Here is a 20,372-nt window from a genome sequence, read left to right on the forward strand (position 1 = left end):
AGTTGATTGAGGCTTCAACTAAATAGTAGCGGCTAAGGTTAGTTGTCGCAACAACAAACTTCGGAGAGAATGGAGCCATGGAAACGAACTGGCTTACAAAAGACGAATTGGCTGCCTGGGTGCGGCTGTATACGGTGGTCGAGCTGCTGCCCAATGTGTTGGACTCCCAGCTGCGCCGTGACGCGGACCTGACCAGTTTTGAGTACTACGTGCTCGCGATGCTCTCCGAAGCCCCTGACCGGACCCTGCGAATGACCGCCCTGGCGGCCCGGACCAGCGCCACGCTGCCCCGCCTGTCCCACGTCGTCAAGCGGCTCGAGGCGCGCGGTCTAATGGAGCGCTTTCCCTGCCCCGAGGACCGGCGTGCAACCAACGCCCGCATCACCGATGATGGATGGCGCAAAATCCTGGAAGCCGCGCCGGGCCATGTGGCAAACGTCCGCAGTCACGTCATTGACGCCCTCACTCCCGAACAGCTCGGCCAGCTCCGGGGGATCGCCGATGCCCTCCTGGGGAAGCTGGATCCTGATGCGGCTATGGCGCCCCTCTATCGCCGTCATGACGTGACTGCATGAGCCCCCTCGCCAGTCCCGCTCAGAAAATACTGCGCACAGTCGACAAATTAGTTGACGCAACAACCATTGACCCTTAGAGTGGTACTTGAAACATCAACTAAACTTCCGAAGGCCGGGCTTGAACCGCCCCCTTCAGGAAGCCAAGACAAAAGGAACGATCCCATGACTTCTCCGGTCTATCCCGCTGCCACGCAGTCCAATCTCGCCCGTACAGTCCTGCGCCTGGCCGTGGGCGTTGTCTTCTTTGCCCACGGCTGGCAGAAGATCTTTGAATACACCATCCCGGGCACGCAGGCCGCTTTCGTTCAGATGGGGGTACCGGCTGCTCAGCTGGTTGCTCCCGCCATCGGCTTTCTGGAACTCCTTGGGGGCGCCGCCATCATTCTTGGCGTACTGGTCCGCCCAGTGGCCGCCCTCCTGGCACTGGACATGCTAGGCGCCCTGTTCCTGGTCCACGCCCCCGCCGGCATCTTCGCTGACAAAGGCGGATACGAACTCGTGCTCGTCCTCGCGGCCGGCGCGGCAGCCCTCGCCATCGTCGGGGCAGGCCGGTTCTCCATCGACGCCCTGGTCTTCGGCCGCAGCCAGAACCGCACTATCGCAGCCCTGGCCTAAGCAGCAGGCAGCCTCAAGACAAAGCACGGCGCCCGGAACCCGCACAAACGGGTGCCGGGCGCCGTTCTTGGTTACCGACTCGATCGGATGATTCTGAGCGTATCCTCCTTGCACCATGTGGAGCCGTGAAATGAGGCATGGAGGGATGCTTGATGCAGGCGTCCTCGAGGAGCTTCTCCAGCCGCTGGATCTCCCGGGTCCGCTCCCGGGTGATGATGGTCCTGGCCCGGGTCAGGTCCCGCAGTTCACGGATCGGCGGCGGTGGCACGAACGAAGCACGGACCAGCCCGTGGGCTCCCAGATCCGCGAGCCAGGCAGCGTCGGAGACATCGGTTTTGCGTCCCGGGACGTTCCTGGCGTCACGGGCGTTGACCAGGACCACGTTCAGGTCTTCGTCTTCAAGCAGGTAATAGAAGGGACGCCAGTAATCACCGGTCGCTTCCATCATCACCAGGCTCACCCGCTCCTTGAGCAGGTGCTCCTTCAGGTCCAGGATCTGACCGGTCATCGCACCCCGAGTGGTGACCGTAGAGGCAGTTGCCTTCGCTCCGCGGCCCTGGACACGGACGCAGACCTTCGCGTCCTTCTTCGAAATATCAATGCCCGCGCACCGCGGGTGGATCACTTCCATGGCGGATCACCCTTCCCAGTCGTTCCGGCAGGAATCAAGATGCATGCGTTCCGGGGAGGGCAGATAAACGACAAATCTGACATTCGTGCTCAAAGGCAACAATCCACGGTCCCGCGGACAACAAAACTGTGCCCTCCACCACCAAACTAGTCCACAGGCTCACCGGCACCATAGGGGAATCGGGGTCCACCGAAACACACACATCAAGTGTGTCCCCACAGCCTCTGCAAGCACCAGAGATCCACCGGATCAGAGGTGACCCGGCCAAATTTTCCATCCCCACGGCGGAGCGAAGCACCTCAGGAACTAGGCCCGGGAGCAGGAAATCGAGCTCGTCCATGCCGACAAATCTGGTGAAAAGGGCGCCCGCTACGGTCACTTTGCGGCGGTGGTTCCGGAGGTTGCGAGGTCGATGCCACGGGTTTCCGGGAGGCCGAAAGTGGCGAAGAGGCTCACCAGGCTCACGCCGGCCAGAAGCAGCCCGATGGCGGGACTCCCCAGGCTGGCGCCGAGCGATGCGGCCACCAGCGGCGTGATGCCGCCGCCGACGAGCGCTCCGAGGTTGTAGGCCATTCCGGCACCTGTGTAGCGGTAACGGGTGGCGAAGAGCTCCGGCAGGAAGGCGCCCACCGGACCGTAGATTCCGGCGACGATCAGCAGCGTGCCGGACAGCCCGACTGCAAACGACCAGGTGGTGCCGATGTCGAGAATCGGGAAAAGCAGGAGCGACCAGGGGATCGCCACGACGCACGAGCCAACGATCACGGCTCGGCGGCCGATCCGGTCGGAGAGCACTGCGCTGCCAATAGTTCCTGCTGCGAAGAACATCGCGCCGACGATTCCCAGCGAGAGGATGGTGGGTCGGCTGTGGCCAAGGCCCTCGGCACTTGTGCCATAGCTGCTGAGAAAGGCTGTGCCGATGTAGAAGAAAGCGAAGAGCATCATGGTGGAGGCGCCGCCCAGGAGGATCTGGCGTGGCTGGTTTCGCACCGACTCCCACACGGGTAGCTTGCGGGGCCCGGCCGGGACGGCGCTCGAGTTGCTGGCCTCCTTGAAGACCGGAGTCTCTTCGATCTTGAGGCGGATGTAGAGACCGATCATAACGAGCACTGCACTTCCGATGAAAGGAATGCGCCAGCCGTACGTGAGGAATGCCTCCGACTTGTCGCCGAGTGACAGATTGATGATGAGGAAGGTTGCACTCGCGAGGGCGAAGCCAATCGACGGGCCCAGCTGGGGGAAGGCTGCGAAGAGGCCCCGGTGTTTGGGCGGGGCGTACTCGGCGGCCATCAGTGCCGCGCCGGCCCATTCGCCGCCGACAGCGAATCCCTGAAGAAAGCGGAGAACAACGAGGATGATCGGCGCGGCGATCCCGATTACGCTGGCGTCGGGCAGCAGCCCGATGGTGACGGTCGCGATGCCCATGATGAGCAGTGTGCTGACGAGCGTTTTCTTGCGCCCCAGCCTGTCACCGAAGTGGCCGAACAGGACGGCACCAAGGGGGCGCGAGACGAAGGCCACGGCAAAGGTTCCGAATGAGGCGAGAGTGCCGGCGGCCGGGCCGAGCGCCGGGAAGAAGACCTGGGGGAAGACGAGGGCCGCAGCCGTACCGTAGATGAGGAAGTCGTAGAACTCGATGATGCTGCCCATCGAGCTGGCGACGGCGACCCTGGCCATCGAGGTGCGGCGCGGACCGGACCGGTTCGCAACCGGTGCGAGGCTTTCGAGCATGCGATATCTCCTTTGACATCGGTCGTCGAAACGAGGTTTGTTTCGACGCGAAGATGTCATCGTGCCAGCGCCGTGCGTTCGCCACCACCTCCCGATGGAGGTGTTTTCGCGCCACCGGTCAGGGCAAAAGGCGGAGCCGGCGTGCGGCCACTACGGCCTCCGCACGGCTGTGCGCGTCCAGTTTCGCCATGATCGTCTGCATGTAGCTCTTCACGGTCACTGCCTTGAGTGAGAGCCGTTTGCCGGTTTCGGCATAGGAACAGCCGAGCGCCACTTGGGCGAGCACATCCGTCTCCCGCCGGGTGAGGTGCGGGACGCCGGCCGGCGCCGCGTCGGAGCCCTCGAGCCGTGCGGTCACGGCGATGATGCGCTGGGCGAGTTCGGGATCAGTCGTGGTGCTGGCCACCGAGAGGAGCTCGGCATGCGCGAGCCGGACGGTCTCGATGAGGTTCCGGTCCGGTGGCTCCGCGGCCAGGCTTTGGACGACCCGGAGAATCGAGACTCGGTGGTCCACCTCGTCCCGAATGGCCAGTTCCCGCGAGATCCTCGAGGCGCCGGTGCTGAGTTCGGTCACCACGGACTCGCCGATCGATGTCCGCTCCCGCGTTGCCGCGTAGAGGACACACCGGGCACGGCCGTCTACGAGGATGGGGAGCGCCACCATAGTCCGCAGCCCCTCGATGCGTACGGCGGCGTCATGATGATGGGTGATGCTGTCCGAGTCAAAGTAATCGGCCACCCCGACCGTGCGCGCCTGGGAGAGGGCCCGCCCGCCCACCCCCTCCCCGGGCTGCACGCTGAGGTTCTTCAGACCGTGCGTCGTGGTGCCGAAGAACTCGGTGATGGTGAGCTCGGTGCGGTTGACGAGGCCTGCGAAGAACACCGCTGAGCCTGTCCGGGCTGCGGTTTCCCGGATCGCCCGCTTCAGCAGGTCGCGGTCGCTCGGACGGTAGACGTCGTTGTCACTCCCTGTCATAGGGCCCTTCCCCGGTTAGATGGAGCAGGTGGACTGAGCAGCCGGATGGAGCAGGCTAGACGGAGCGGCCGTCGATCTTGTCCTGGATGCGCCGCGCCAGCTCAGCAGTGGGTGTCGAGCGGGGAAAAACAGCCACAACCAGGTCGTCCCCGGCCGGGACGGATGCGGGGCCGCCCTGCGGCAGTACCCCGAAAATACGGCGCACCGCCAACAGCTCGTGTTCCAGGTTCTGGAGGGAACCGCGGGAGGAGTCCAGCATCATTTCGCGCAGCACATAGTTATGGGTTGAGGTGACAGCAGCGGCGAACCGGATTGCATCAAGCGTTGATATGCCCGGCAGTGCCTGGCGAAGGTAGTCCGAGAAAAGACGTTCATAGCGGGAGACCATGATCGTTTCCCGGTCCCGCAGCGCGGGCACCGCCTGCACCACGTGGTAGCGCTTTTGGGACAGCTTTCGGCGTTCGGAAAATTTCACGAAGACCAGCTCTGCGGCCTGGCACACAGCCTCCCACGGATCGGGATGGCTGGCTGCCAGGTAAACCGTCAGCTCGGTGAGCAGGGCTTCGTGGTCCGCAAAGATCACGTCTTCCTTAGCGCGGAACTGACGGAAGAAGGTGCTGCGGGAGATTCCGGCAGCGAGGGCAATATCGTCCACGCTGGTCGGGTCGTAGCCATTGTCGGTGAACAGATCCAGCGCGGCCTCGGCCACGCCGGAACGGAAATTAGCCACTGATGCCATCCCGGTACAGTAGCAGCGCGTCACCCTGTCCGCCGCCGCCACAAAGCGCGACGGCGGATTTGCCGCTCCCGCGCCGCATTAGTTCATGGACGGCCGAGACCACCAGCCGCGCTCCGGAGGCGCCGATCGGATGTCCGATGGCGATGGCTCCGCCGTTGATGTTCACCTTGTCCAAACCGACGCCCAGGGCTGCTGCGGAGTGGGCCACCACCGAGGCGAAGGCCTCGTTGATCTCCACAAAGTCAAGATCCCCGGCCGTCCAGCCGGCGCGCGCGAGGGCCGCGGTGATTGCCTGTGCCGGCTTGTCCGGCAGTGTTGTGTCGGGCCCGGCGATCTGCCCGGCGGGCCCGACGACGGCCAGCACCTCGAGCCCGTGGGCATCGGCGTACTCGCGGGTCACCAGCACGACGGCGGCGGCGCCGTCGCTCAGCGGTGAAGCATTTCCGGCGGTGACTGTTCCCTCCGCGGTGAAGGCCGGCTTTAGCCCGGCCAGCACCTCCTGCGTGGATTGCGGGCGGACGCCCTCGTCATCGCCTACCAGTACGGGCGCGCCGCGCTTCTGCGGCACCGAAACAGGGACGATTTCGGCGCTGAATCTTCCCTCGGCCCGGGCCGCGGCTGCCCGCTGGTGGGACAGCGCCGCGATAGTGTCCTGCACCTCGCGGGAGAGCTGAAGGTCCGCGTTGGCGCGGTCCGTGGCAATGCCCATGAGCTCCTGGTCAAAGGCATCCGTGAGCCCATCATGGCTGGCCGAGTCCACGGCCGTGATGCCGCCGTAGAGGTAACCGGCGCGCGAGCCGGTGAGCAGGTGCGGCGCCTGACTCATGGATTCCTGGCCGCCGGCGACCACCACATTCGCCTCGCCCAGTTTGAGCAACCGGACGCCCTCGATGATGGCACTCAGCCCGGAGAGGCAGACCTTGTTCACCGTGACGGCGGGGGCACTGAGCGGTATTCCTGCCGCGACGGCGCTTTGCCGCGCGGGGTTCTGGCCCGCGCCGGCCGTCAGGACCTGGCCCACGATGACCGCGTCGACGGACGCCGGTCCGATCCCGGAGCGCTCCAGGGCCGCGGCGATGGCCGCGGCGCCCAGCTGCACAGCGCTTTGTGAAGCCAGCTGGCCCATCAGCTTTCCTTGAGGGGTGCGGGCCGCGCCCACAACAACTATGTCCTGGCTACTCATTTAGTGGGTTCCTTGCTGGGGGCGGGGGCGCTGAGGTCCAGGGCACGTAGCCGCGACTTCAGGACTTTGCCGGTGGAGTTGTGAGGGAGCTCTTCGGGGAAAAGGATCCTGTCCGGAACCTTGAATCCTGAGAGCAGGCCCTTGACGTGCGAGCGGATCTCCTCGGCCGTGACCGAGCTGGAGCTGCTGCGGATGACAAAGGCCACCGGGCGTTCGCCCCATTTCTCGTGCGCGACGCCGATCACGGCCACGTTCAGCACCGCCGGGTGGCTCATAATGGCTTGCTCCACCTCAATTGTGGAGATGTTTTCTCCGCCGGAGATGATGATGTCCTTGGCCCGGTCCTTGAGCTGGATGTAGCCGTCGGGATGCATCACGCCGAGGTCGCCGGTATGGAACCAGCCGCCGCGGAAGGCGTCGGCCGTGGCCTCGGGATCCTTGAAGTAACCGAGCATCACGTTGTTACCCCGCAGCACGATTTCGCCCAGCGTTGCGCCGTCGGCCGGGACATCGAGCATGTCCAGATCCACGATGCGCGCCGTCTCGGCCTGCAGCATCCCCACCCCCTGGCGGGAGATCTTGACGGCCCTGTCCTGGGCGGAAAGATCATCCCACTCGGTTTGATGCTCACAGATCGTGTACGGGCCGTACACCTCGGTCAACCCGTAAACGTGGACCACGCTGATCCCGATTGACTCCAGTGACGCGATGATCGCGGGCGACGGCGGCGCCCCCGCCGTCGTGATCCGCAGCGGCACCTTGAGCTCGTGGGCCTGGGGTGCGCCGGCAATAATGCTGCACACCGTGGGGGCGCCACAGAGGTTGGTGACTCCGAGAGTGTCGATGGCGTCCCAGACGGCGTCGGCGCGCACTGCCCGCAGGCAGATGTGGACGCCTGCGGCCGCCGTCACGGCCCAAGTGGTGCACCAACCGTTGCAGTGGAACATCGGAAGGGTCCAGAGGTAGCGCGTGTCGCCGGTGAAGTGATTGTGGAAGGTTTCCCCGAGCGAGTTCAGGTAGGCACCGCGATGCGAATACAGCACTCCCTTGGGCTTGCCCGTGGTGCCGGAGGTGTAGTTGAGCGTGATCGGGGCGCGTTCGTCCTCTACGCTCCACGGAAGATCTGCGTCCTGGTGTCCGGACGCGGCGAGGAAGTCTGCGTACTGCGTCGTGCCGATGCCTGCCGGGACGTCCGGATACGGGATGGTGCTGTCAGGCACTTCGATCACCTCAGCCAGCTGTGTCAGGCCCAGGTCCATTCCCGCCACGGTGGCCAGCAGTTCCGAATCGGCAAACAGCAGCCTGGCTTCGGAATGCTCCAGGATGTATTGGAGTTCCCTGGCGGACATCCGCGAGTTCAGGGCCACCAGGACGCCGCCAGCCAGGGGGACGGCGTAATGGGCAATCAGCAGTTCCGGCACATTAGGACACAGGAAGGCCACCCGGTCTCCGGGCTGGATCCTGCTCTTGATCGCTTTGGCCAGCCCCTGGGCTTCGGCGGCGAAGTCCCGGTACGTATAGGAGCGGTCACCGTGGATGATCGCCGTCTTCTGTCCGAACACCTCGGCGGAGCGCTGCAGGAACCGCAGGGGGCTCAGCGGGGTTTCATTGGGAAGTTCAACTGTGGTCATGGCGAATCCTTAGGCGAAGGCGCTTTGTCCGGTGACATCGCGGCCGATCAATAGGGTCTGAATGCTTTGCGTTCCTTCGTACGTATGTATGGATTCGATGTCGAGAAGGTGCCGGATCACGTGGTTTTCCAGCAGGATGCCGTTGCCGCCCAACATGTCGCGGGCAATGGACGCCAGCTCGCGGGCCTTGCGGGTGTTGTGGTACTTCGCCATCGAGGCCTGGGTGGGGCGCATCTCGCCGGCCGCATCAAGTCCCGCGAGGTGGAAACAGTGCAGCTGCATGCTGGTCAGCTCCGAGAGCATGTACGCCAGTCGCTCCTGGACAAGTTGGAACTTTGCCAGCGGCTTGCCGAACTGTGTCCGCTGCGTGGCATAGTTCAACGCGGCTTCGTAGACGGCGGTGGCGTGGCCGAGAGCGGACCAGGCGACCCCCAAACGCGTGGCAACAAGGATTTCGGACGTGTCCTTGAAAGTGCGGGCGCCGGGGAGAAGATTGGCCTTTGGAATGCGGACGTTGTTCAGCTTGATCCGGGCCTGGTGGATTGCGCGCAGCGAGGCCTTTCCGGTGATGGTTTCGGCCTCGTAACCCTCCCGGTCCTGTTCCACCAGGAAACCACGGACATCGCCGTCGTCATCGCGTGCCCATACCACCGTGACATCGCCTACGGAGCCGTTGCCGATCCACTTCTTCTCGCCATTGAGGACGTAGTCCTCCGCGTCGAGCGAGGCGGTGGTTTCCAGTGCCACGGAATCGGAGCCGTGGTCCGGTTCCGTCAGGGCGAAGGCGCCGAGCTTTTCGCCGCGGGCCAGCGGACCGAGCCAGGTCCGGCGCTGGGTGTCGGAGCCAAAAAGGGCAATCGTCCGCAGTACCAGGCCGCCCTGGACTGCGATGACAGTGCCCAGGGAACCGTCCCCGCGGGAGACCTCCATGTTGACCAGGCCGGCGGCCAGCGCGGACATGGGCTCCAGGCCCTGTACGTCAATGCCATCGGCCAGGAGGTTCATGGTGCCCATCCGCTTGGCCAGATGGGCGGGGAACTCGGCCCGTTCCCAGTAGTCGTTCATCTGCGGTATGGCCTCCGCGGTGAAATCCCGGGCACGCCTCCACGCTTCGCGGTCGGGTGCGGAAATGTTGGCGAAGACGGAGTAGTAGTCCGTGTCCAGCGGTTCAGCGACGTCATAGTCGGGCATGGGCTTACATCCTTTTTTGGGGAGGAATTGAGAAATGGCGCGGAGGTGGCGGCGCTTGTTTGAGGCGGGCCGCGCGGCCCTGGCTATCAGGCGAAGCCGGACCCGGGGTGGAAATCTTTACCCCACACACGCCGGGAGGCGCCGCTTTGGTCTAGCAGCGGGGTGAGGCCCCCCAGACGCTGGGGGAAGTTGGCGCCCAGCAGCATGCACAAATCCACTTCCGCCGGACCGGCCACCACCTTTTCGGCGAGCATCAGGCCCACCTCCTCGGCCAGGGCGTCAAGTATCCCTGCCCTGATGGCCTCCGCGTCAGGTGCCGGCACCGAATCTCCGGCATCGGCAGACGGCAGCAAGGCGGCCGCCTCGGGAAGCACCGTGCCGGACTTAGCGAGGTAGCCGCGCAGCCGGGCATCCGCAATGGCTGCCAGGCTGGTACTGACATAAAACCGGTCAGGGTAGGCGGCGTGCATGGTCTCGCAGATGTGCAACTGGACCGCGGGTCCGATGAAACCCAGCAGCGTCAGCGGGGTCATGGGTAGCCCGTGCGGGTCCAGGGCATGGTCCGCCAGCTCGATATCCGTCCCGTCATCAATGACCTGCAGCAGTTCGCAGAACAGCCGGGTCAGGATCCGGTTCACGACAAAGCCCGGCGTGTCCGTTACCAGGACCGCAGTCTTGCCCAGAAGCCGGGCAAGCGAACAAGCGGTGGCGACGCTGACGTCGTCGTTGCTTTCAGTGCTGATGATTTCCACGAGCGGCAGCACAGCCACCGGATTGAAGAAATGCAGTCCCACCAGGCGTTCCGGATGGGCCAGGCCGTGACCCATCGCCGTCACGGAAAGGGACGACGTATTCGTCAGGAGCAGCGCATCAGTGCGCAGCAGGGGCTCGATCTCCGCGAAGACGGCGCGTTTGACGGCCAACTCCTCGAACACCGCCTCGATGACCACATCGCAGTCCCGGTACTCGCGCTTATCCACGGTGCCGCGGACAAGACTTCCCAAGTCGCGGGCCGCCGTTTCGCTGAGTTGCCCCCGGCTCACCAGCTTCTCCAAGTGCCCGGCGATCCAGCCAAGCGCGCCATCCACCTTTGCCTGGGAAAGATCCGTGATCAGGACCGGAACGCCGAGCTGTTTGGCAAAAACAAGGGCAAGCTGGCTCGCCATGAGCCCGGCCCCGATTACGCCAACGCTTCGGACGGGGCGCGGATCGGCGCTGGGTGCGCCCGCCGGCCGCTGCCGTTGAGTGTCCAGTAGGGCCGCGGCATACGCCTGCGCCGATTTTCCGGGCGACTTGCCGGCGTCGACGGCAGCGCCCGTGAGTGAGGCAGTTTCTACGACATTGTCAGGAACCATGTCACCGTTCTACAGTGAAACTGAGTGTCAAGTCAACTGATACTCAGTTTCAAAGAAGGTGATTGTGGCTTTGGAACGGCTGGGTTGGCGCGATGATCTCCGAGATAGTTCCCTTTTCTGTGCGCCTCAATTCGGCTGATGTCGCAGTAGGGCGAGACTAAATCGGGGCTATGCGAGACAATGGGAACGGCGGCCGCCACGCGCAACAGTGAGAGCAGTCACATTGGCCGGACGTCTGTTCAGCCGGTGTGGACTGTAAGTCTCAATGAGGAGGAACGATGGGTAACGAAGCCGAAACTCCGGACGCAGCGGCGTCCGTGGACTTCGAACAGGTCCAGTCGACAGAGCGGTTCCAGGAACTGCGCAAACGTCACCGTAGCTTTGTCTTTCCCATGGCCATTGCATTCCTGCTCTGGTATTTCGCATACGTCCTGCTGGCTGACTACGCCGTCGAGTTTATGTCCACCAAAGTGTGGGGAAACATCAACATCGGCCTGATCCTGGGCCTGCTGCAGTTCGTCTCCACGTTCGCCATTACCGGTTGGTATGTGAGCTACTCCAACCGGAAACTGGACCCCATCGCCGCCGAAATCCGCCACGAAATCGAAGGCCACGAGTTCGACCAATCCGGCAACCGAGTGGACGGAGCGGCGAAATGAGAGGGACCCGGTTCCTGTGAGAAGCCGTGTCTTACGGCTTGAGAGGCGGAATCCCGGCTTTTCCAGGGGTCTGCCCTTTCGCCTTGGAGCCCTTCCATAGATGATGGGAGCGGTGGCTGCTTTCGGTATGCAGCACCAAGACGGGGCAGTCCGCGTGGGCAACACACGCAGTGCTCACGGAGCCGAGGTGCATGCCAAGGAAGCCCCCATGGCCCCGGCGTCCAACCACCAGCAATGAAGCGCCGGCCGCCACTTCCACGAGCTTCGCCGCAGCCGGTCCGCGGACCAGTTGCGAGGTCAGTCTTTCCGGAGTCTCCTCACCGAACGCCTTTTCCAAGGCGTCCGCAAGAGTCTTCGCCGCAGCCGCTTCAAACCGGGCGAAATCGGGTGGAACATATCCGGCGTAAATCTCCGGAAAATCCCAACAGGCAATAGCGACAATGGTGGCGTTCAGGGCCGGAGCCAGCTGTGCCCCCAGACGGAGGGCCTGGATGGACGATTCCGAACCGTCCACACCGACAAGAACCTTGGCTTCCGCATCCATGATCATTCTCCTTCGAAGGTGAATCCCCTGGTTGTTCCTAGTCTGCAGCTCCCATTAGCGGTAGCTGTGTGCCGAGCATATGCGCACCCGCAGGCGAACGGAACTGCCTACGGATGTTTCTCGGGTCTGTCCGGGAATCCGATGCTATTTAGGTCCAATCACCGAAGTAGCCGCATGGGCTAAAGCAGTGTCCACGGGTCCGTCCAAACCGTGTAACCACTCGCCTTATCGACAAATTCGCGGGAGCAAGAGCCTTGAGCTGCTATCCAGAGACCGGATGAGTCGGGCATGACATCACCCTGGGCTCCTCCTTCTACCGCTGTGGGCTGATTTCGTTTTCGTAGTCATTCATAGTGGGCCACGACTGGAGCTACAAACTTGAGGAACTGCCTGAACCGGAGAAGCTTCCGCCGCTGCTGCCATAGCCCGTGGTTCCGCCGGCGCCCCTGGCAGAGCTGACGCTGCCCACGCCGGTGTTCAGGCCGGAGTTGGAGGCAGGAACAGAGAAGAAATAGTAGGACGGGTAGACGGGGCCGAGGATGCTGGGTTCGTAAGTCTGCTTACGGTGGCGGTCCGTGCCTTCCTGCGCGTTCTCCATCTCCGTGCGCATGAGCTTTGCTTCGCGGTCGGTCTTGGTAAGACCCTCGATCACGGTTTCTGCGTGGTTCTTCAGGAGAACTGAAAGATGGCTCCTGGCGTCGCGCAACCCGTCCAAGGCAGTTTCCGGTGTGATCGTGCCGTCCGCGAGTTCTGCGGTCCAGCGCTCGATCTCGGGCAGGCTCGCGTCACGGAAGGACCTGAGGGCCGCGGCGGTGGCGGAGTCACGTTGCCCGTGACGTTTGCTGAGCAGTTGCTCCACGCCCGCCAGATCGCTGCGGAAGGGCGCCAGCTGCCGGTCCCAAGCTGTGGGCCAGGCAGTGAGCTTGTTGAGCAACGCGTTGCTGTCGGCAATGACGTCGTCCAGGGCGTCCAGTTCCGCCGCCGCATCTGCGTACTCCCGCACCAGCTTGAGGTTCGACCGGCGGCCCAACGCCTTCGGTGTCAGGGCATGGACCCGGTTCGAGAGCCCGGTGGTGGCGTTGTACCGGTTGAGGAAATTGCGGTGCTTTTCCACAACACTGCTGCCATAGGAAGAGGACTGGGGGATGGTGCGGGCATTCAGTTCCGTGACATCCAGGTCCGTGCTCACACTGGCATAGCTCCGGTCTCCGCGCGCCAAGTCCTTCCGGCTGCCCGCCCTTGTCACCGCACCCACCGTTAGCCATGCCGCAATGCCCAGGGCGGCCAAGGCGCCGGTCACCCACGCAGCGACCTGGAATGCCGTGGACCGGTACCAGGGCTGGTTGATCAGTTCGGCACCGCGCCGGACTCCGGCGATGGTTCCGTCCGTCCATTGGGCGTCCCGCAGGAGGTCCTTTGCGGCATTTTGGATGTCATCCCTTTATTCCAGCGAGACCTTGCGGTCCTCGCCCATATAGGTGCTCACATGCCGGCCGACAGGATCGAGCGCAAAGATGAAGAGCCCGTTGGCCCACTTCTGCCCGTCGGGACTGATCCAGTCCGGGTGTTCCGCGCAGGCGAACCTGAGAACCTCCTCGTTCAGGTTGTCCGCGGCGCTCCCGTTGTAGGTATACACAGCCACCTTGGTGGGCTCATGGAACTCGATCGCAGTGATGGCCGGGACGAGGGTGTTGCGGTCAAGAACTCCTGCCCGGTCCTCAACAACGACGTTGGTCGGCGGGAGCCCGAGGGCTGCAGCGCAGCCGACAAGCAGTAGCGCAAACACTAAGAGCAGCCTGAACGTCTTGAGCATCATGCAACCGGCCACACAATTTTTGTTTGCGGTTCCGGGGTCAATCCATTCAAAAGGACAAGAATCCGCTGTGGATCTGCAGCGGGACAAGGGCCAGGCACGGGGGTTACGGAACTAATCGCGACGACCTTGCGGTTTCCAAGGGAATAACCTCTATCCGAGCTACTTGACCGTCCGCAGGCCCGATCACCAGCAGGACGCGCTCGGCGGCGACACCGGCAAGCGCAGCGACCACCCGTCTAACCAGCTCAGGTTCCGAGGCGAAGACGACGCCGGCAGGTAGCGTTGTGCCGCCGGCGTCGGCTCTTTTCCAGACAGTGACTTGGGCGCCTGTCGCGGTGGTGATGGCTTTGGACAGCGGCGCTGGATCGGCGGCCGTCACCATGGTGACGTGATCAATGGTTCGCGCCGAGGCCGGCGAGGCGGCTGCCAGGAGCACGTGCTCGCGGCGCCACAGGGCAAAGTGGTAAGCGGCTACGAATCCGGCCGCAACCAGGAGACCGAGCGGCGCGCGGACACGGTCCAGGAGGCTGCCTCCGGTTACCTCACCCAGCAGAAACTCGAAGAGCCGGTAGCCAACGACGAGGAGGGCGATCAGCGCGACCACCGCGCTGATGCCGAAGAACGCTACGAGGTAAACACGCCTGCCTGGCGGAATAGTGTCCGCGGTTCGCGGTTGCCTCGTAGGCCTCCACGCCCGCCACCAGACAGGACCGCCCACAACGAGGGAACTGATACCTCCCAGCAGGAGGGTTCGTGTGCCGCTGCCCGCGAGGGGTGAAACGGCCATGGCAAGCGAAGCATTGATGACTACGCCGACGCCGGACGCAGCCGCTGCCAAGGCAACCCCCGATGTCACCAGCCGACTCGCACGCCGGGTGGCAACAGACCGATGAGCCCCGCTGACGCGGTGATAGCGCCACACCAAAGCACCGACGGCAGCGGCGGCGATGGCTGGACCCAGCGGGGCCAGCAGTTCGTTCATAGGCTCACCCCGATCGAATGCCGTTCTGAGGAGCACAAAAACCACGACGCCGGCGCCACCGAGTGCTGTGATGCCCGCCGCGAAGATCCCCACACCAATCAACGCCACATCCACCAGAGTGGTGTCCAGTTTTCGCGCGCCGCCCCGAAGCCAGTGCCACCGCCACACCATACTTCCGCCAATGGCCCAAACCATCGCCCGGAGCGCCGACTGCCACCACGCGTCCCCGCCCGGGGTGAGGCTGATGTACCCCCGGATCGCGACGTCAAGCAGGCCGCCCAACGCCGTGATGGCGGCAACCGCGCCCACCGCCAGGCCGAAAACCAAACCGATGACCGCCGGGACATCCTCAAGGTGGACTGGATGTTTGACGGGGTGCCGCCACATCCAGCGGTGCCAGACGAAGATGCCGGCCCAGACAAGCCCATCCGACAAGGGCGAATACCACTGAGGTTCCGCCCGGCCGATGAACGACGCCGCCATCCCGAGGAAGGCCGTCACAGATGCGATCAGTGAGACCGCGTAGATGGCAGACAAGTAGATGCCCCACCCCACTGAGCTGCGCTCCGCGCCGTCGTCGAGCCTTTTCCAGACAACCCACCACAGAAGCGCGGCGAGCGGTCCTCCGATCAGCGTGAACGCAAGGGAACGCGCCACACCGGCCACATCGGTTGACGCCAGCACCGCGCCCGTGCTGAACAGGCGCTCCAAGAGGCCACTGAGCCCTACCGCCGCGATCAGCACCAAGGCGAACAGCAGTACGTAGACGATCAGGCGGCGGAGGGTGAGTTGGGCGGAACCTGCCGCTGAAATTGTCGTCGGCACGTCCGAATTCATGGCTTCACGGACGTTCCGGTGCACGACAGGAGCTGGTACGGTGCCTGGTCGATCAGCCATTTGCCATCTGTCTTGACCAGGGAGAAACGATCCTCCATCTCGTACTCGGACGGTCCGAACGGGCCGCCCGAACCTGAACTGACGACGGAGACCTTCACGAGAGCCGAGTTGTCCCGCTCTGTGGCAGAGATCAAAACCACCCGGGTGGGCAGCGGGCCGCTTTCACGGAAGCCGCCGCACGAGGAACTGGCCGCTTCCGTGAGGTAGGAATTGGCTGTGGCCGTATCGCCGCCGATGACCGCGGTGCTGTAACGCTGGACCACTCCCTGGGGTGTCGACCCGTCCAGTGCCTCTGGCTCGCCGCGTGTAAAAACGACTGCCAGTGCCACGATCACCAAACAGCGCAATTGCGGAAAGGATTGCGAGGAGAATCCGCTCGGGCTTTCTCGTCGCAGCGTTCATGCCGTCAGTATGGCGCAGCAGCAGCCCTTTGTATGTGTCGTCCGGCCCTGAGCCGGCATTCTCAGAGAATTTCGACCTGCCGCGGGGCACTGCGACCCAGCCGCAGTAGGAGGAAGCCAAGTTCAGCCATCCCCGGCGGCAAAGTAGACGGCTTGGAGAATGCTGAAGGGCACGAACACCAGCTGGATGAAAATCCAGATCAGGATCGAACGCGCTCAGGTGGATTCCGCCAACAGTGAGCGCGAACAGGAGCTCTGGTACGAAGTAGGCCCTGAATTTGGCGATTCCTGTGCCTCGACTGCTCCTATGGGTCCTGCGAATACGTCTCAGGAGTAGGGTTGCCCTAGTCGACGAAGGGGTCAACATGAGCTACAAATATCGAACCGTCCGCGTTCGCGGTACCGGGCTGGTTGGAACAATCGCCCGGAAGCATGGAAGCGGACCTGACATCTACGAAACGTCCAAGGACCCGAACACATCAGTGGTTCCGGTGTTCTTCGAGGCAACTGGCGAGGTCCGTTTTTTCGACAGGTCGATGCTTGAGGACGTCGTGGCGCCTGTCAGTTAGCAGCGAAAGTAAAGCAACGGTCATAGGTGTGGAAGGCAACCGCACCTGGCGGTGAAGCCAGCGCCGGTGGCGCGGTTCCACCCGCTGATCGACGGCAACAACGCACGGCGTGGGCTCTCGTGCTCTCCGTTAACGCCCACCGCCATGATTTGAGCACCGCTGTCGCTGAAGCTCGCGTCGCCGCGGCCGCGAACCGTGCCGGTTGAGGCCGCCATAGCGGCATCTGCGCGAGGGATGGGGCCCTGGAAGACGGAATGCCTGAGGGTACGTTCAGCTGCCTGACATGTCTCCCCGACGAGATCGCCACGCTCTGCAACTCCGGAAACTGACCTCCGGAAACAGCTGTATCGTTACCGGCCAATCCACTGCATCCCGGGCTACTAGCCGGGTAATGCTGGGATAACGCAGTCGCCGAGAATTTCTCGCACCTCGATCAGGAATCCTTGGCCGCGTAACCGAAATACAACGACGAAACTGTCTCAAAAACTTGACGTGCGCATGCTCTATGGAATGGGCAGATGAGGCACCAGCCAAGAGCGTCGCCCGACCACCTGAATTGTCCCGGGCCCTCGCCCTGGACAACGTCGGGTGGCCGCCAACCGCATACCCTAATAACCGACGGAAGTCACCTCCGCCTGTTCCACCGGACCGACGCGTAGACCACACTCCTGGACTCTACGGACTCGAGGGACTCCTTCCGCCGGGAAACCAGCATCACCCGTGGCATCAACAGCGCCGTCTAGAAGCAGCACGGGGCAGGAATATCTTACGAATGACGCCAAAGCTACGTGGACCGTTCGCCACCGTGACGGTCCGGGGTGCTTGGAAGGACAGGAGTCTGATCCAATCAGGCTGGTGGTCCTGCAGCTGCACGTCCGTCAGTGCAGTGGCAGTCTCCTGGACAACTAGGGCGGCCTCCAGTTCGGCGAGCTTGGCGCCGAGGCAGCGGTGGATGCCGGAGCCAAAAACAATGCCATGGCTGGTGGATTGACCGCGGTGGGCCGTCTCCGCAGGCATGGACTGGCTCGCGAGTGCGGCCGGTGACGTGATTTGGTTGCCGCTGAGTTCGAGGAGGATTTCGGTGCCTGAAGGAATTCGGGCGTCACCGAGGTTCGTATCGTGGGCTGCCACCCGGCGCCACGTGGGGACGGATGATTCGGTGGCCAGCACGTGCCGGACCATGGCCCTGGAACCGGCGTCGGATGCCGCGTCCTTCCAGCCCACGGGCGTGGACCCTTCCAGGAGCCGGAACAGCGTGGTGCTGATCAGTTGGGTGGTTGTTTCCTGTCCGGCGATCAGCAGGAAGTAGCCCAGCGAGCAGATTTCAGTCGTCGACAGGCCGTGCTCTGCCAAGGATTTGAACAGGTTCCGTCCGGGGGCCGCCCTGGATTCCGCGACGAGCTTCCGCAGCCAGACGTAGAAATCTGCGGCGCTGTGGGCCAGTTCGAGTTGCCGGTCTTGGTCCGGCCAGCCCCAGAACAGCTCCATGGACTCACGGCCCCACCGCTTGAGGTCCGCAAGATCCCGAACGGGCAGCCCGAGGAGTTCGAGCATGACGACTGCCGGGGGAAAAGCAGCCACCGCCTGCACGAGGTCCACGCTTCCGGAGAAGCCGAGCTGGTCCGCGGCGTTTCGTGCCGCTTCCTGGGCCAGCTCCCGGATCCGCGGCTCCATGGCGGCGACCGTGGCAGGGGTGAAAAAGCCCGCCACGACCTTGCGGATCCCGGCGTGTGTGTCCGTGTCGTTGCTGGCCAGCACGGGAGGCAACGCAAAGCGGACGCGCTGCAGCACGCGCAGGGCGGGCCCTTCCAGTGGCGTCACGGCGACCAGGGCATTCGCGGGGCTGAAGTCGGCAGGCCGGTGCAGCACTTCGCGGACCGCGTCCGGGTCGCGCACCACGAGGTACGGGCAGCGGGCCCCGTCGGAGCCTTCCGTCTGACGCATGGTCTCCGTCTGTCCCGGACCTCCCACCCGCGGCTTCTCGGTTCTGGCGGTCATCATCGCCGGATTCATGCGGGCAGGCCGTTCAGCCATGCAGCCGCACCGGCGCGGAAAGCAGCCGGGGGCAGTTCCGAGGCCTGCTCGGGAAGGGCGCCGAGCAAGGGCGCCCGCAACGAATCGAGCACCTGCCGGTTGCTGTGGTGTACGAAGTCGGGTTTTCCGGGCCAGCTTCCGAGCACCACCCCAAGGACCTGCAGGTCCCGCGCGTCCAGCGCTTCGAGGGTCAGGGCGGTGTGGTTCAGGGTACCGAGCCCCGGCCGGGCGACCAGCACAAATGCGGCCGCCAGGAGGGATCCAAGCTCCGCCAGGGTGCCGCCGTCGGAATCCAACTCCACCAGCAGGCCGCCTGCGCCCTCCACCAGGACGTGATCGTGGGACGCGGCGAGCTCGCGGACCTTCTTGGCGTGCGCAGCCAGCGTTGGGAGCGGCGTTCCGTCGACGGCGGCAGCGGCGACGGGCGCCAGCGGCTCCTGCAGGACAACTCCGGTTTCTGCTGTCACGGCGCCGGCGAGCCGGACAATCTCGGCAGCGTCGGAATCGCCGTCGGCTGCTCCTGACTGGCACGGTTTGTAAACCGCGACGCTGCGCCCCGTTCCGTGGAGGACGGCGGCGAGGGCCGCCGTCGTGATGGTCTTGCCGACGCCGGTGTCCGTTCCGGTTACGAGGATGATGCCGGGCAGGTTCATGGAAGTTCCTCCAAAATGCCGCGCAGCACTGCGCAGCTGTCTTCGATTTCCTCGTGCGTCAGGGTGGCACGGGCGGTGAGCCGCAGCCGGGAGATTCCGTCCGGAACGGACGGTGGGCGGAAGCATCCGATCCGGACACCGGCAGTCCGCGCCGCCTCGGCAGCTGCCAGGGCTGATGCGGCGGACGGCATGGCGATGGACTGGACGGCCCCCGCCGTTTGCTCGACGGCGGCCCGGTCGGCCGCTGTCTGCTCGACGACGGCGCCGCGGGCTGCAAGGGCAGGGCCAAGCCCGGCGGCCAGGGCTGCAGCGTTGCTTCGCACGGATTCCGCCCGCCAGGGCTCATCCCGGATGATCCGCACCGCCGCGAGGGCTGCGGCGGCGGAGGCCGGCGCCAGCCCGGTGTCGAAGATGAAGCTGCGTGCCCGGTTGAGCAGGTGTTCCCGCAGCAGGGCGGATCCCAGGACCGCTCCGCCCTGGCTGCCCAGGGCCTTGGACAGCGTCGCGGTCACGACCACATTCGGGTGCCCGGCAAGGAAGGTTCCGGCCACCGCGCCGCGGCCCTGGAAGTCACCGGTGCCGATGACTCCGAGGCTGTGGGCCTCATCGATGAGCAGCACGGCGTCGTGGTCCTCGGCCAGGGCCAGCAGGGCAGCGAGCGGGGCTTCGTCGCCGAGGACGCTGTAGAGGGATTCGACGGCGATCAGCGCCCGCGGCTCCGACCGGCCGGCAAGCAGGCGGCCGGCGTCCTCCACGCTGTTGTGGGTGAACGATTCGGTGCGGGAGCGGCTGAGCCGGAAACCGTCGATCATGGAGGCGTGGCAGTGTTCGTCCGCAATGATCAGGGTTCCGGGGCCACCGAGCGCCGTGATCACACCGATGTTTGCCAGGTAGCCGGAGGAGAACACCAACGCCATTTCCATCCCCGCCAGCAGGGCCAGTTCCTCCTCGAGGTCCAGATGCAGCCGGGTGGTTCCGCCCACCAGGCGCGAGGACGTGGCGCCCGCGCCCCACAGCGACGCGGCCGCCGCAGCGGCCTCGGCAACCCGAGGGTCCGCCGCGAGGCCCAGATAGTCGTTGCTGGCCAGGTCGATGAACTGTTCGTCCGCGGCACGGGGGAGCGGGCGGCGGACCAGGCCCCGGCGGTCCCGGACCGCGGCCTGCCGCTCGAGCCACTGGATCATGGAGCG

Annotated in this window: 17 protein-coding genes and 2 pseudogenes; 4 read left to right on the forward strand and 15 right to left on the reverse strand. The window is 64.4% G+C overall.

The features are described from left to right. Positions 1 to 77 precede the first annotated feature (77 nt). Both NG698_RS20120 and NG698_RS20125 read left to right on the forward strand, forming a co-directional pair. Positions 78 to 575 (forward strand): MarR family winged helix-turn-helix transcriptional regulator, encoded by a 498-nt coding sequence (locus NG698_RS20120; RefSeq protein ID WP_252611971.1) that lies wholly within the window; start codon positions 78 to 80, stop codon positions 573 to 575. Between the two features lie 162 nt (positions 576 to 737). Further along, entirely contained in the window at positions 738 to 1,190 is a 453-nt protein-coding gene (locus tag NG698_RS20125; protein ID WP_058929034.1) for a DoxX family protein, read from the forward strand. A gap of 136 nt (positions 1,191 to 1,326) precedes the next feature. Here the strand turns inward: NG698_RS20125 and NG698_RS20130 are convergent. The 8 genes and pseudogenes from NG698_RS20130 to NG698_RS20165 form a co-directional block, all read right to left on the reverse strand. Beyond that, positions 1,327 to 1,821 (reverse strand): annotated as a pseudogene (locus tag NG698_RS20130) (IS110 family transposase); the annotation flags it as partial. Between the two features lie 375 nt (positions 1,822 to 2,196). Further along, positions 2,197 to 3,552 carry an MFS transporter gene (locus tag NG698_RS20135; protein ID WP_252611973.1) on the reverse strand — a complete coding sequence of 452 codons (1,356 nt, stop codon included), beginning with the start codon at positions 3,550 to 3,552 and terminating at the stop codon, positions 2,197 to 2,199. A gap of 118 nt (positions 3,553 to 3,670) precedes the next feature. Further along, positions 3,671 to 4,528, reverse strand: a complete 858-nt coding sequence (locus tag NG698_RS20140; protein WP_252611975.1) for a LuxR C-terminal-related transcriptional regulator — start codon at positions 4,526 to 4,528, stop codon at positions 3,671 to 3,673. A gap of 55 nt (positions 4,529 to 4,583) precedes the next feature. After that, positions 4,584 to 5,267, reverse strand: coding sequence for a TetR/AcrR family transcriptional regulator (locus NG698_RS20145; RefSeq protein ID WP_252611977.1), 684 nt, complete (start codon positions 5,265 to 5,267; stop codon positions 4,584 to 4,586). Further along, entirely contained in the window at positions 5,251 to 6,450 is a 1,200-nt protein-coding gene (locus NG698_RS20150) for an acetyl-CoA C-acyltransferase (RefSeq protein ID WP_252611979.1), read from the reverse strand. The genes NG698_RS20145 and NG698_RS20150 overlap by 17 nt, the downstream gene beginning before the upstream one ends. Next, entirely contained in the window at positions 6,447 to 8,081 is a 1,635-nt protein-coding gene (locus NG698_RS20155; protein ID WP_252598695.1) for an AMP-binding protein, read from the reverse strand. Before NG698_RS20155 ends, NG698_RS20150 begins: the two co-directional genes overlap by 4 nt. 9 nt (positions 8,082 to 8,090) lie before the next feature. Continuing rightward, entirely contained in the window at positions 8,091 to 9,272 is a 1,182-nt protein-coding gene (locus NG698_RS20160) for an acyl-CoA dehydrogenase family protein (protein WP_252598696.1), read from the reverse strand. A gap of 86 nt (positions 9,273 to 9,358) precedes the next feature. Then, positions 9,359 to 10,627, reverse strand: a complete 1,269-nt coding sequence (locus NG698_RS20165; RefSeq protein ID WP_252611981.1) for a 3-hydroxyacyl-CoA dehydrogenase family protein — start codon at positions 10,625 to 10,627, stop codon at positions 9,359 to 9,361. Between the two features lie 278 nt (positions 10,628 to 10,905). Here NG698_RS20165 and NG698_RS20170 point away from each other — a divergent pair, with 278 nt between their 5' ends. After that, positions 10,906 to 11,286 (forward strand): DUF485 domain-containing protein, encoded by a 381-nt coding sequence (locus NG698_RS20170; RefSeq protein WP_252598698.1) that lies wholly within the window; start codon positions 10,906 to 10,908, stop codon positions 11,284 to 11,286. A gap of 31 nt (positions 11,287 to 11,317) precedes the next feature. On the opposite strand, the gene NG698_RS20175 is transcribed toward NG698_RS20170, so the two are convergent. The 4 genes and pseudogenes from NG698_RS20175 to NG698_RS20190 form a co-directional block, all read right to left on the reverse strand. After that, entirely contained in the window at positions 11,318 to 11,830 is a 513-nt protein-coding gene (locus tag NG698_RS20175) for a universal stress protein (protein ID WP_252598699.1), read from the reverse strand. Positions 11,831 to 12,200: 370 nt separating this feature from the next. Continuing rightward, positions 12,201 to 13,646: pseudogene (locus tag NG698_RS20180) on the reverse strand (DUF5129 domain-containing protein). 103 nt (positions 13,647 to 13,749) lie between these two features. After that, positions 13,750 to 15,453, reverse strand: coding sequence for a DUF5671 domain-containing protein (locus tag NG698_RS20185; RefSeq protein WP_252598700.1), 1,704 nt, complete (start codon positions 15,451 to 15,453; stop codon positions 13,750 to 13,752). 8 nt (positions 15,454 to 15,461) lie between these two features. Further along, on the reverse strand, positions 15,462 to 15,854 hold the full coding sequence (locus NG698_RS20190; RefSeq protein ID WP_308216154.1) for an LpqB family beta-propeller domain-containing protein: 393 nt from the start codon (positions 15,852 to 15,854) through the stop codon (positions 15,462 to 15,464). A gap of 437 nt (positions 15,855 to 16,291) precedes the next feature. On the opposite strand from NG698_RS20190, the gene NG698_RS20195 reads away from it, so the two are divergent. Beyond that, positions 16,292 to 16,495: a hypothetical protein gene (locus NG698_RS20195; RefSeq protein WP_104061341.1), complete on the forward strand. Its 204-nt coding sequence runs from the start codon at positions 16,292 to 16,294 to the stop codon at positions 16,493 to 16,495. A gap of 726 nt (positions 16,496 to 17,221) precedes the next feature. Here NG698_RS20195 and NG698_RS20200 read toward each other — a convergent pair. The 3 genes from NG698_RS20200 to NG698_RS20210 all read right to left on the reverse strand — a co-directional run bounded on the left by NG698_RS20200 (position 17,222) and on the right by NG698_RS20210 (position 20,366). Continuing rightward, a complete protein-coding gene (locus tag NG698_RS20200) occupies positions 17,222 to 18,439 on the reverse strand; it encodes a cytochrome P450 (protein ID WP_252611983.1) in 1,218 nt (405 codons plus the stop codon). Between the two features lie 65 nt (positions 18,440 to 18,504). Further along, positions 18,505 to 19,182 carry a dethiobiotin synthase gene (gene bioD / locus NG698_RS20205; RefSeq protein ID WP_252598702.1) on the reverse strand — a complete coding sequence of 226 codons (678 nt, stop codon included), beginning with the start codon at positions 19,180 to 19,182 and terminating at the stop codon, positions 18,505 to 18,507. Next, positions 19,179 to 20,366 carry an aminotransferase class I/II-fold pyridoxal phosphate-dependent enzyme gene (locus NG698_RS20210; RefSeq protein WP_374209985.1) on the reverse strand — a complete coding sequence of 396 codons (1,188 nt, stop codon included), beginning with the start codon at positions 20,364 to 20,366 and terminating at the stop codon, positions 19,179 to 19,181. Before NG698_RS20210 ends, bioD begins: the two co-directional genes overlap by 4 nt. Positions 20,367 to 20,372: the final 6 nt, after the last annotated feature.

The sequence above is a fragment of the Pseudarthrobacter raffinosi genome, from assembly GCF_023913735.1.
Lineage (GTDB): Bacteria > Actinomycetota > Actinomycetes > Actinomycetales > Micrococcaceae > Arthrobacter > Arthrobacter raffinosi.